Origin of the sequence: Stenotrophomonas sp. PS02289, assembly GCF_029960115.1 — a bacterium.
Classification (GTDB): domain Bacteria; phylum Pseudomonadota; class Gammaproteobacteria; order Xanthomonadales; family Xanthomonadaceae; genus Stenotrophomonas.
This window is the reverse complement of sequence record NZ_JASCOZ010000150.1, coordinates 1-10,977: the sequence shown is the minus strand read 5'-3', so window position 1 is coordinate 10,977 and position 10,977 is coordinate 1. Positions and strand designations below refer to the sequence as shown.

Below are 10,977 nucleotides of genomic sequence, written 5' to 3'. Positions count from 1 at the left end.
TTTTTTAAAACCACAGTGTTTTGCCCCCCCGCCGGCCCCCCCCCCGGCGGGCCACCGGTCGGCCTCATTCAGCGACGTTGGACCCCGACACGCTCGGATAATCGGTGTACCCCTCAGCCCCGCCGCCATACAGTGTGTCGGGGTTGAACTCGGACAGCGGCACGCCGAAACGCAGGCGCTCCACCAGGTCCGGGTTGGCGATGTAGGCGCGACCGAACGCGATCACGTCGGCATAGCCGCTGGCGAGGGCGGCTTCGGCGCTGTCCTTGTCGTAGCCATTGTTGGCGATCCACGGACCCCGGAACTTCGCACGCAGCGCGGCATAGTCGAAGGCGATGTTGTCGCGCGGGCCGCCCGTCGCACCCTCGATCACATGCACGAAGGCCAGGGGGCCAATCGCATCCAGCCGCTCCACCGCGCGTTCAAACAGCGGCTGCGGGTTGGAGTCGTGGGCGTCGTTGACCGGCGTCACCGGGGACAGACGCACGCCGGTGCGCTCGGCACCGATCTCGGCGGCAATCGCGCGCACCACTTCGTCGAGCAGACGGGTGCGGTTCTCGATGCTGCCACCGTACTCGTCGGTGCGCAGGTTGCTGCCGTCGCGCAGGAACTGGTCAATCAGATAGCCGTTGGCGGCATGCACTTCCACGCCGTCGAACCCGGCAGTGATCGCATTGCGCGCCGCCTGTCGGTAGTCCTGGATCAAGCCGGGAATCTCCTCCAGCGCCAGCGCACGCGGCGCGGAGACATCCTCAAAGCCCTTGGCGGTGAAGGTCTTGCCCTTGGCCTGCAGCGCGCTGGGGGCCACCGGTACTTCGCCTTCCGGCAGCAGGCTGGTGTGCGAGATGCGGCCGACGTGCCACAGCTGCAGCACGATGCGCCCGCCTTCGGCGTGTACCGCGTCGGTGACCTTGCGCCACGCCTCGATCTGGGCCTGGCTGTAGATGCCGGGTGTGTCCAGGTAGCCCTGGCCGAGCGGATTGATCTGGGTGGCTTCGGCAATCAGCAGGCCGGCACTGGCACGCTGCTGGTAATACTGCACCGCCAGCGGATTGGGCACGCGGCCCTCAAGGGCGCGGTTGCGGGTCAGCGGGGCCATGGCGATGCGGTTGCGCAGGTCGATGGAACCCAGCCGGGTGGGGGTGAACAGCAAGCCGTCGGTCGGTGCAGTCATGTGCAGGGCCTTGTGGGGAAGGGAAGAGCGGTACGACCTCCAGCATACGGCCGCGTGCGTTGCAGCGATGGGAAGGTTTGTTGCGGTCGGCAGGTGCGTTGCATGCACCTTGTGTAACGCATCGGAGGCGTAGCGTAGTGATGCTTTCCCCCCTCTGATACCTGTGGAGACACACGCAATGATTGATTACCAGCTCAAGGGCAAGGTCGCCATCGTCACCGGCGGCGTATCCGGCATCGGCCTGGCCGTGGCCGAACTGTTCGCTGATTCCGGTGCGGCGGTGGCGGTGTGGGACCTGAAGGAAGACGCGGTGAAGAAAACCGCCGAGGCGCTGGCCGCTCGCGGTGTGAAGACGATCGGCATCGCCCTGGACGTGACCGATGAAGCCGCCGTCGACGCGGCAGTGAAGCAGACCGTGCAGGAACTCGGCGGCCTGGATATCGCGGTGAACAATGCCGGTATCGGCGGCCCCTCCGCACCCAGTGGCGACTATCCGGTCGATGGCTGGAAGCGCGTGATCGACGTGAACCTCAACAGTGTGTTCCTGTGCCAGCGCGCGCAGATCCAGGCGCTGCGCAAGGCCGGCAAAGGCGGCAGCATCATCAACATGGCCTCGATCCTGGGCCAGGTCGGTTTCGACAACTCGGCGGCCTATGTGGCGGCCAAGCACGGCGTGGTCGGTCTGACCCAGGCCGCAGCCTGGGAACATGCTGCTGACAACATCCGCGTGAATGCGGTCGGCCCGGGCTTCATCGCCACGCCGCTGCTGGACAAGATGGACCCGACGGTGCGCAAGGCGCTGGAAGCCAAGCATGCGCTCAACCGGTTGGGGCGCTCCGAAGAGGTGGCGGCACTGGTGGCCTGGCTGGCCAGTGACGATGCCTCGTTTGCCACCGGCACCTATTACGCCATCGACGGCGGCTATCTGGCGCACTGACTGGCGTCGGTCACGGCCGCATTCACATCGCTTCACGGTACAGCCACGCGCTTCGCGCAACGCTTCCTCCATCGCCGAGGAGACGCGGATGGGCTGGGAGCAGGATCTGTCGCTGTTGCTGCGGGTGGCCGCAGCCATGCTGTTCGGCGGGGTGCTGGGCATCGAGCGCGAGCTCGGCAAGCACGCCGCCGGATTGCGCACGCACATGCTGATCGCCGGGGCCGCTGCCTTGATCGTCGGCCTTGGCGACAGCATTGCCGAACATTTCCAGCAGGAGCGCTACCGCGACCTGCTGCAGGTCGACCCGGTGCGTCTGATCGAGGCCGTGGTGGCCTGCGTGGGCTTCGTGGCCGCCGGCACCATTCTGCGCGGCAGCCGCGACGACCAGGTCAGCGGACTGACCACCGCCAGCTCGCTGGTGATGGCCGCGGCCATCGGTATTGCCGTGGGCATTGGTGAATATGTGATCGCGCTGGGCGTGAGTGTGCTCTGCGTGCTGGTGCTGGCGGTGTTCCGCCGGATTTCCGACAAGCTGGAGAAACTATGAACGCCACCGCCGCCGGACAACCCACCTTCGCCGTGCAGTGCCTGGACCACGTGGTGCTGCGGGTCAGCGACCTGCCGCGCGCGCTGCATTTCTACCGGGACGTGCTGGGCTGCACGGTGGCGCGTGAGCGGCCCTCGCTGGGCATGGTGCATCTGCACGCGGGCAGTTCGATGATCGACCTGGTGGATATCCACGGCAAGCTGGGCGTGCCCGGTGGTGCAGCCGCCGGCGCGCAGGGTCGCAACATGGCACACCTGTGCCTGCGCGTGGAGCCGTTCAACGAAGCGCAGCTGCGCGAGCACCTGCAGATGCATGGCATCGCCGTGGATGCCCCGGCCAGCAGCAATTTCGGGGCCGAGGGCGATGGACTGTCGCTGTACGTGCAGGATCCCGATGGCAATGGCGTGGAGCTGAAGGGACCGAGCAGCGACTGCGGCTGCTGAAGCACCGGCTGCGGCCGATGTGCCGACCAACGGTCGGCACCTACCCTTTGGTCTAATGCGCGCCGTGCGCAGCGGGGCAGGGTGCCCCGGTATGCTGTGAGCGGATTGTCGCCCGGTGTTGCTGCCCCATGATCATTTCCGCCGCTTCGGACTACCGCGCTGCCGCGCAGCGTCGCCTGCCGCCGTTCCTGTTCCACTACATCGACGGCGGTGCGTACGCCGAGCAGACCCTGCGCCGCAACGTGGCCGACCTGTCCGACGTGGCGCTGCGCCAGCGTGTGCTGCGCGACATGTCCGAGCTGAGCCTGGACACCGAGCTGTTTGGTGAGCGGCTGGCGATGCCGGTGGCATTGGCCCCGGTAGGCCTGACCGGCATGTTCGCGCGGCGCGGCGAAGTGCAGGCCGCGCGTGCGGCCGCCAGCCGGGGCATTCCATTCACCTTGTCGACGGTGTCCGTGTGCCCGATCGAGGAGGTGGCCCCGAAGATTCCCCGGCCCATGTGGTTCCAGCTGTATGTGCTGAAGGACCGCGGCTTCATGCGAAATGCGCTGGAGCGCGCCCAGGCGGCGGGTGTGACCACGTTGGTGTTCACCGTGGACATGCCAGTACCGGGGGCGCGTTACCGTGATGCGCATTCGGGCATGAGCGGGCCAAACGGACCGCTGCGACGCATGCTGCAGGCGTTCACCCATCCGCGCTGGGCATGGGATGTGGGTCTGTTCGGGCGACCGCACGACCTGGGCAATGTGTCCGCGTATCGTGGCGCGCCGACTGGCTTGGCCGACTACATCGGCTGGTTGGGAGCCAATTTCGATCCGTCCATTTCATGGAAGGACCTGGAGTGGATCCGTGAGTTCTGGACCGGGCCGATGGTGATCAAGGGCATTCTGGACCCGGACGACGCGCGTGATGCGGTGCGCTTCGGCGCTGATGGCATCGTGGTGTCCAACCACGGCGGACGCCAGCTGGATGGCGTGCTGTCCACCGCGCGCGCATTGCCGGCCATTGCCGACGCCGTGCAGGGCGAGCTGAAGGTGCTGGTGGATTCGGGCGTGCGCAGCGGTCTGGACGTGGTGCGCATGCTGGCGCTGGGAGCCGACACCGTGTTGCTGGGGCGGGCGTTCGTGTATGCGCTGGCCACGGGCGGAGAAGCCGCGGTGGCCAATCTGCTGGATCTGATTGCCAAGGAAATGCGGGTCGCGATGACCTTGACCGGCGCGCGCAACATTGCCGAGATCGGGCGTGGGGCGCTGGCGTAGCGACGCGCCCTGCGCGTCGTGATGCCGGGATCGCCGTTATTCGCAACGCACGGCGGTAATCACATTGTCCTTGTCGATGAACACCCGCAGGCGGTCGTCGCGCTTGTCCTTGCTGACCACCGTGGCCGGGCCGATCGGATTGATCAGACCGGCACCGCTTTCACGGAACAGCTTGCGCATGGTGTCTTCGGCGGCGGGCTGGCCTACCGCCCATTGCAGGGGTGCATCGTGGCATTGGCCACTGCCGCGGACCTCCGGTCCGGGACTGCTGACGCAGCCTGAGAGCAGGGTGGCCGCAACGGCCAGAACGGGAACTGCAATGCGGGTATGCCGGGACATCGGTCGCTCCTGCGGTAGCCTCAAGCGACCATACCACCCCGCCCGGTACAATGCCCGCGAAAGCCCCCCGCACCGGGCTGGGCGTTGGAACTGCTGTCCTGTGTCTTCCCTCCGTGTTTACCTGCTGGCGCTGCCGTTGTGCCTGGCCGCCTGCACCACCGCGCCGCCGCCGAAACCGGCTCCCAATCCCGATGCGCTGTGGGGCGTGATCCAGCGCGACTGCGTCGGCCCTGATACCCCGCGCGGTTCCTGCCTGGTGGTCTCAACGGCCGCGGAGCGCCGCGATGTGCTGGTCAAGGACACCCACGGCGACTACCAGTTCCTGCTGATGCCGCTGGACAAGGTGAGCGGTATTGAAAGTCCGCAGCTGCTGCAGGCGGGGACGCCCAACTACTTCGCCGCCGCGTGGCAGGCGCGTGCCTACACCGAGCGGGCACTGGGCCAGCCGTTGCCGCGTGACGTGGCCAGCCTGGCGCTGAATTCGGCGCACGGCCGTTCGCAGAACCAGCTGCACATCCATGTGGATTGCCTGCGCGCGGACATCCGCGACCAGTTGCGTTCCATGCGGCCGGCCATCGGCACCACCTGGCAGCCCCTGCCGCAACCGCTGCGCGGCCATGTGTACCAGGCCAGACGGCTGGACGGCGCAGCGCTGAGCGCCGATCCCATCCGCCTGCTCGCCAATGACCTGGCCGCACCCGGCGAGATGGGGCGCTGGTCGCTGGTGGTGGTGGGGCAGGGCGAGGACCGTCGCGACCCCGGATTCGTGCTGCTGGCGACCCAGGCCGATGCCGACGCCGGCCACCAGGCCAGTGGTGAAGAGCTGCAGGACCACGCCTGCGCCGTGCTGACCGGGGCCCAGGAGGCGCTGGACGGCGTACGCTGAATTCGGCGAGGCGTACGGGCATGGCAGAAATCGTCAAAAAGCCACGCTATAGTGGTCGATCAATGTGGTGCCCGCTTTCGCGCCCGGGCTGTCTGGCGCGTCGTACCTGACCAATTCCATGACTGCTGAAACGACTACTCCGCCGGCCGCTCCGGCCCAGGCTTCCGGTCCGCTGTTCTACCGCGAGCCGCTGCCGCTGCAATCGGACAAGCACGCCAACTGGCGTCTGCGCCCGGGTTCGCTGGCATTCGCTGCTGAAACCAATGCCATTCCGGCGGTGATCGGCGAATTCGGCATGGCTTCCCAGCACTTCCCCATTCTGTTCACCGGCCAGGATGCCTCGCCGATCGTGGCGGTGGGTCTGTCGCGCAGCAACCTGTTCGTGAACGACGGCAAGTGGGCCGACGACACCTACGCCCCGGCCTACCTGCGCCGTTATCCGTTCGTGTTCATGCAGTCCGATGAAGACGGCAACTTCCTGCTGGCGCTGGACGCCGGTTCGGACCAGGTCAACCAGGGTGACAGCGACGAAGGCGAGCCGCTGTTCGTCGACGGCAAGGCCACCGAGCTGGTCGACAACGCCATGAAGTTCTGCGCCGACTTCACCCGTGAATACGAGCAGACCCGTCAGTTCAGCGCCGCGCTGCTGGCCCAGGACCTGCTGGTGGAACGCAGCATCGACGTCACCCTGAGCAACGGTGAAAAGATGTCGGTGAACGGCTTCCATGTCGTCGATGTCGAGAAGTTCGCCAAGCTGCCCGACGACGTCGTGCTGGCCTGGCACCGCAACGGCTGGCTGGCACTGGTGCACCACCACCTGACCTCGCTGTCGCGTTTCAACGCGCTGGTGAAGCGCCAGAGCGAGCAGGCCCAGGCGGCTTGATTACGCCGGTGATGTGATATGCAAACGGCGACCTTCGGGTCGCCGTTTTTGTTTGTGGAATGACGCGATGGGATGGCGCGATGGGAAATCGTGCTAACGGTGGTTCGGGCGATGGGGGCGGTGGGAATGCTGCGGATGATTGGGATGCTTGGGACGGGTAGGGTCGGACGATAGTCGACCGCCGATGGCGTGCCCGTGCCCGGTAACGCATGACCGTTGAACGGAGCGACGCCTTCGTTCAGTGGTCATGCCCCAATGCAACACCGGTTGCTATCGGCGGTCGACTATCGTGCGACCCTACCGGCCTTCCGGCGGACCGCCTGTCAGGCGTCACCTCCAGCTCTGCAGCAGATCCAGCACCTGCGGTTCGCGCGGCTTTTGCAGGAGATCAGGCAAAAGGGCGTCATAGGCGGCACGGTAATCGGTGGACTGGTGCTCCAGAAACGCCGCTACTGAGGCCTCATCCCAGCGCTCATACAGGGTGAACAGCGTCGGATCGTGCGCGTCACGATGCAGGTCGCATGAAATGAAGGCCGGTTCCTCGGACATGCGGTCGATCAGCGTGTGTACCGCGTCCAGCCAGTCCTGGACGCGCTCGGGTTTGACCTGCAGGCGGACGTAGAAGACCAGCGGTGAATCGGGGGATGACATGGTGACGCTCCAGATGGGCACGGTGTGCATTATGGAGCCCCTTCGTTTCGCGCGGATGTTCCGGGTTCAACGATGGCTGGGGGCGGGTAGGGTCGGACGATAGTCGACCGCCGATCGCCTGTCCGCGCCCGGTAACGCATGACCGTTGAACCGAACGACGACTTCGTTCAGTGGTCATGCCCCAATGCAGTACCGGTCGCTATCGGCGGTCGACTGTCGTGCGACCCTACCATCACCCCCATCACTCCAGCATCCTCAGCATCCCACAACCGCCAGAATTCCCCGTGTTCGAACACCGCCCGGTGTTACGGCGTACCTGCTTCCCCCGCCGCCGGATGTGCGGTGCTTGCGGTCGGGTGCGGCGGCGTCGGCAGCGACAGTTCCGGGTTGCCCTGCTGCGCCTGCAGGGCCTGGATACGCTGGTTCAGCTGCTCCAGCTGGGTATTGCTGCTGCGCAGATCCGTGCTCAGTGACACCGCCTGCTGTTTGGCCTGCTGGATCGCGCTGCTGACCTGCTGCGCCTGCTGGCGCTGCAGATCGGCTTCCTGCTGCAGGCTGCGCAGGCGCTGTTCGTTGTAGGCCACCAGGCTTTCGGTATACCGCTTGCCGGCTTCCAGGCGGATGGTGTCGATGTTCACCTGGGCGAGATCACGGGTCTGCTTGACGAACGTCTCATACACATTCTCGGCGGTCTCTACCGAATCGGTCTTGATCACCCGCCAGAATTCCTTGCCCTGGAACAGCGACACGTAATACTGCAGCGTGCTGGCATTGAACAGCAGGCTGGCCCCGTAGGTGCCGTTGTAGGTGGTGCGCAGTTCGGTGAGCTGCTGCCCGTCCATCAACTGGCGCAGCTCGTCCACCGTGTTGCGCACCACCGGAGCGCTGCGGTCGATGTCCGGCGCGTCGTTCTTGCCGCGACGGGCATGGGCGTCGGGAATCAGGGTCAGCGAAGCAAGCACCAGGGCCATGGCCAGCAGCGGGCGGCTGAGGGAAACGAAGGAGGTGGTGGTGGTCATGATCGGGGCTTCCATCAGTAGGTTCAGTAGACAAGCTGCGCGGGATTGCATTGGGTCGCCTGCAGGTGCACGTCGGTACGGCCAAGTTCGATTCCCAGCACATTGGCCAGGGTGGTCGTCAGCAGCGTGCCGACGCCGTTGAGCAGAGGTTTGAGCACACCTTCCAGCACCGGGCGCAGCAGGGTGCAGAGCAGGCCGCTGCACGCCACTGCATTGGTACTGGGGTCGGTGACGCTGCCGCTGCCCTGGTAGCTGTCGAGCACACCGGCCGGTGCGGTCTGCATGTACGAGGCCAGATTGCCCTTGACGCAGGCGTTGTAGGCAAGCAGCGCGCTGACCAGCCCGCTGCAGCGGTTGATCACCAGCCCGCCCAGCAGCGTGCCGAGCAGGCCGTCGAGCAGGCCCAGGCCCTGACCGGTCACGGTGGCGCGATAGCCCTCCCAGACCGAGCCGTCGCGGTAGCAGGTCCCCAGGCCGAATGCGCAGGCATACGGCACGCCGTTGTGCACGGTCCAGTCGCCGAAGGCGTTGATGCCCTGCGCGGCGTTGCCATTGCGCAGCAGTGCGATGGTGCGGTCCACGTCGTACAGGCCGTTGCCGGGGTTGGACGCTTTCAGGAACTGATCGGCCAACTGGTCGGCGGTGCTGGCGGTGTTCATGCCCTTGGCAGCGGGATTGAGCATGCCGCCCAGTACCCGCAGCAACTGCTGTACGAGGTCGCTGACCGCTGTGCCGATCTGCGCGGGATTGATCCAGGTGGATTGTGTCTCGCCGGCGGCCAGGGTCAGGCTTTCACTGTGGCTGAGGGCGTTGATCTGAATGCGGTCGTTGATCAGCGGTGCGCCCAGCAGGGTAAGCAGTTGTTCGTTCTGGAGATTGGTTTCGCAGACGTTGCGGGTGGAGAACTTGTCGCTGTCGGCGACCTTGCCCACGCAGGCGCGCAACACCGAAGAGTCGACCTGCACGGTGGCGGTGGCCGGCACCGCGCTGCACTGCAGGCTCGTGACAGTGGCCATGGCGTTGGTGACGTCGGCATAGATCGGCAGTCGCAGGCGGATGCCCAGCGCGGTCAGCACCTTGCCCAGTCCCAGTGCCAGGTTGTTGCTGTCGATGTCCAGGTGGAGCCGGACCTGTGCGTTGTAGGCACGTGTGCCGACACCGCCGATGGCGATGGACGGGGGCTCGATGATCGCTGCCTTGGCCTGCACGCCGAGCACGTTGAGTTGGCTGACCTCCACCGCGCGGCCACTGTTGGCAATGCTGATGCCGGTGGTCAGCAGGTCGAGTGCGTTCACCTGTGCATCCAGCGCGGCGGTAGCCGGACCGTCGGGCGCGACAATGCGGCCGAACAGGCCGCTGGCGGCGTCGTTGCTGCCGAGCTGGATCGCCAGCCGGTCGATATCCAGTTTGGCCGCCAGTGCCTTCCGCAACGCGTCGAGGTCGACATCGGAAACTCCGCTCTGGGCCAGTACCGTGGCCGTGGCATCGACCAGATCACCCAGCGATACCTTGTGGGCGGCCAGCAGGGCGTTGAAGTCGCCGATGCTGATGTCGGCATCGACGGGAATGCCGAGCGCCTTGAGCAGCCCGTGCGGCGTGACCTTGGCCTGGGCAAGGCCGTCATAGCCCAGCAGGGTGGTCTGGTCCAGGTCCACCCCGACCAGTTTGAGCACGCTGCCCAGCGGCGTGTTGCCGTTCACCCGCAGCAGCTGCGAACCGACACTGAGGACGGCGAACGGCGGCGCGCGGGTGGCTACCGCTTGGGCACGCACGGTTGGCAGGCGGGTGTTCTGACCCAGGAACGGCAGCACCGAGCGTTCGGCCACCACCTTGACCGCATTGGTGGGTTCAGCCGCGGACACGCTGGCGAAATTGTCCTCGCTGCTGTGGGCTGGATTCCAGTTGCCACATTGCACGCGCAGCACGCCGGGAAAACGATTGGCGCTGACTGCATTGCTGCGCGCTGCGGCGTTGTCGGCGCGGTCGGCGGTGCACAGGTCCAGGCGTTGGGCACCGGCCAGTGCGGCCAGGTCGGCGACCTTCTGCACGTCACGCTTGGCCCAGTACAGATAGCCGATCTCGATCAGCCCGAGCATGCCGAGCAGGCCGACCATGACCAGCATCATCGTCACCGACATGCCACCGCGCTGGGCGCGGTGATGAACAGGTGGCCGCGTGCGCGTGCCGTTCATGGATTATTCTCCGCCCTCGCTGGCGACATCCTTGCGCACGCTGTATTCCAGGTATTCGGGAATGGGGTGGTCAAAACTGTTGAGGTAGCGCGCGTAGCTGCGGCTGGCCTGGTCGCCGAGCAGGGTGTGCGGCTTGCCGGCGCGTTCGCCGCTGGCCTGCAGCTGCAGCAGGGCGCGGGTGGTGTCGCCCAGCTGTGGACGCGGCGGCAGTGCGAGGGTGACCGGCGGCGGTGCCACGGGCACTGGAGCCACCACCGGCGCGGGTGCAACCGACGCTGGCGGCGGTGGGGGTGGCGGTGCTGGCTGCTCGCCCAGCATCTGCCCGGTCAACGGCCGCTGCTGGGCCATCGCCGGGGCAGTGCCCAGCATCGCCAGCAGCACGGCGGCATGCAGGTGGGCGAGGGTACGGATGACATCACTCATGGCGTGCTCTCCTGGGGTGCGGTGGTGCCGCCGAAGCGTTCCAGCATGGAAGGTGCAAGACGAGGGTCGGTGCGCGCTGCCGGTGCGGTGGCGGTCGATGTCCTGGCGGCCGCGTTACGCCGGCCCGGTAGTGCAGCGGGGGCGGCGGAGGTAGACGCCGCTGGCGGGGGGCGCCGCTGCGGGCCCCCCCGCCCCCCATGCCCCCCGGGCCCCCCCGGGCACCC

The 10,977-nt window shown here is 66.6% G+C and carries 12 protein-coding genes; 6 read left to right on the top strand and 6 right to left on the bottom strand.

What is annotated here, in order from left to right:
- Window positions 1-64 precede the first annotated feature (64 nt).
- On the bottom strand, window positions 65-1,174 hold the full coding sequence (locus QMX83_RS16985; protein WP_282297818.1) for an alkene reductase: 1,110 nt from the start codon (window positions 1,172-1,174) through the stop codon (window positions 65-67).
- Between the two features lie 178 nt (window positions 1,175-1,352).
- Between QMX83_RS16985 and QMX83_RS16980 the strand changes: the two genes are divergently transcribed.
- The 4 genes from QMX83_RS16980 to lldD all read left to right on the top strand — a co-directional run bounded on the left by QMX83_RS16980 (window position 1,353) and on the right by lldD (window position 4,360).
- The gene (locus QMX83_RS16980) at window positions 1,353-2,111 is read left to right on the top strand and encodes an SDR family NAD(P)-dependent oxidoreductase (protein ID WP_282297817.1); all 759 of its coding nucleotides are present in this window, start codon (window positions 1,353-1,355) and stop codon (window positions 2,109-2,111) included.
- 88 nt (window positions 2,112-2,199) lie between these two features.
- The gene (locus QMX83_RS16975) at window positions 2,200-2,658 is read left to right on the top strand and encodes an MgtC/SapB family protein (RefSeq protein ID WP_282297816.1); all 459 of its coding nucleotides are present in this window, start codon (window positions 2,200-2,202) and stop codon (window positions 2,656-2,658) included.
- The gene (locus tag QMX83_RS16970; RefSeq protein ID WP_282297815.1) at window positions 2,655-3,101 is read left to right on the top strand and encodes a VOC family protein; all 447 of its coding nucleotides are present in this window, start codon (window positions 2,655-2,657) and stop codon (window positions 3,099-3,101) included. Before QMX83_RS16975 ends, QMX83_RS16970 begins: the two co-directional genes overlap by 4 nt.
- 128 nt (window positions 3,102-3,229) lie before the next feature.
- Entirely contained in the window at window positions 3,230-4,360 is a 1,131-nt protein-coding gene (gene lldD / locus QMX83_RS16965) for an FMN-dependent L-lactate dehydrogenase LldD (RefSeq protein WP_282297813.1), read from the top strand.
- A 36-nt stretch (window positions 4,361-4,396) separates the two neighbouring features.
- Here the strand turns inward: lldD and QMX83_RS16960 are convergent, their stop codons facing one another.
- Window positions 4,397-4,699, bottom strand: coding sequence for a hypothetical protein (locus QMX83_RS16960; protein WP_282297812.1), 303 nt, complete (start codon window positions 4,697-4,699; stop codon window positions 4,397-4,399).
- 100 nt (window positions 4,700-4,799) lie between these two features.
- On the opposite strand from QMX83_RS16960, the gene QMX83_RS16955 reads away from it, so the two are divergent.
- Both QMX83_RS16955 and QMX83_RS16950 read left to right on the top strand, forming a co-directional pair.
- The gene (locus tag QMX83_RS16955; RefSeq protein ID WP_282297811.1) at window positions 4,800-5,585 is read left to right on the top strand and encodes a CDP-diacylglycerol diphosphatase; all 786 of its coding nucleotides are present in this window, start codon (window positions 4,800-4,802) and stop codon (window positions 5,583-5,585) included.
- A gap of 118 nt (window positions 5,586-5,703) precedes the next feature.
- The gene (locus QMX83_RS16950) at window positions 5,704-6,468 is read left to right on the top strand and encodes a SapC family protein (protein ID WP_282297810.1); all 765 of its coding nucleotides are present in this window, start codon (window positions 5,704-5,706) and stop codon (window positions 6,466-6,468) included.
- 330 nt (window positions 6,469-6,798) lie between these two features.
- On the opposite strand, the gene QMX83_RS16945 is transcribed toward QMX83_RS16950, so the two are convergent.
- The 4 genes from QMX83_RS16945 to QMX83_RS16930 all read right to left on the bottom strand — a co-directional run bounded on the left by QMX83_RS16945 (window position 6,799) and on the right by QMX83_RS16930 (window position 10,753).
- A complete protein-coding gene (locus tag QMX83_RS16945; protein ID WP_282297809.1) occupies window positions 6,799-7,119 on the bottom strand; it encodes a putative quinol monooxygenase in 321 nt (106 codons plus the stop codon).
- Window positions 7,120-7,424: 305 nt separating this feature from the next.
- A complete protein-coding gene (locus QMX83_RS16940) occupies window positions 7,425-8,138 on the bottom strand; it encodes a DUF2968 domain-containing protein (protein ID WP_282297808.1) in 714 nt (237 codons plus the stop codon).
- Between the two features lie 23 nt (window positions 8,139-8,161).
- On the bottom strand, window positions 8,162-10,330 hold the full coding sequence (locus QMX83_RS16935; protein WP_282297807.1) for a TadG family pilus assembly protein: 2,169 nt from the start codon (window positions 10,328-10,330) through the stop codon (window positions 8,162-8,164).
- 3 nt (window positions 10,331-10,333) lie between these two features.
- Entirely contained in the window at window positions 10,334-10,753 is a 420-nt protein-coding gene (locus QMX83_RS16930) for a DUF3613 domain-containing protein (RefSeq protein WP_282297806.1), read from the bottom strand.
- Between the last annotated feature and the right edge of the window lie 224 nt (window positions 10,754-10,977).

Bases quoted from the DNA above. Each gene is read 5' to 3' on its own strand.
- QMX83_RS16945 (WP_282297809.1), bottom strand. From the start codon at position 7,119: ATGTCATCCCCCGATTCACCGCTGGTCTTCTACGTCCGCCTGCAGGTC.
- QMX83_RS16970 (WP_282297815.1), top strand. From the start codon at position 2,655: ATGAACGCCACCGCCGCCGGACAACCCACCTTCGCCGTGCAGTGCCTG.
- QMX83_RS16930 (WP_282297806.1), bottom strand. From the start codon at position 10,753: ATGAGTGATGTCATCCGTACCCTCGCCCACCTGCATGCCGCCGTGCTG.
- QMX83_RS16985 (WP_282297818.1), bottom strand. From the start codon at position 1,174: ATGACTGCACCGACCGACGGCTTGCTGTTCACCCCCACCCGGCTGGGT.
- QMX83_RS16980 (WP_282297817.1), top strand. From the start codon at position 1,353: ATGATTGATTACCAGCTCAAGGGCAAGGTCGCCATCGTCACCGGCGGC.
- QMX83_RS16950 (WP_282297810.1), top strand. From the start codon at position 5,704: ATGACTGCTGAAACGACTACTCCGCCGGCCGCTCCGGCCCAGGCTTCC.
- QMX83_RS16940 (WP_282297808.1), bottom strand. From the start codon at position 8,138: ATGACCACCACCACCTCCTTCGTTTCCCTCAGCCGCCCGCTGCTGGCC.
- lldD (WP_282297813.1), top strand. From the start codon at position 3,230: ATGATCATTTCCGCCGCTTCGGACTACCGCGCTGCCGCGCAGCGTCGC.
- QMX83_RS16960 (WP_282297812.1), bottom strand. From the start codon at position 4,699: ATGTCCCGGCATACCCGCATTGCAGTTCCCGTTCTGGCCGTTGCGGCC.
- QMX83_RS16975 (WP_282297816.1), top strand. From the start codon at position 2,200: ATGGGCTGGGAGCAGGATCTGTCGCTGTTGCTGCGGGTGGCCGCAGCC.
- QMX83_RS16935 (WP_282297807.1), bottom strand. From the start codon at position 10,330: ATGAACGGCACGCGCACGCGGCCACCTGTTCATCACCGCGCCCAGCGC.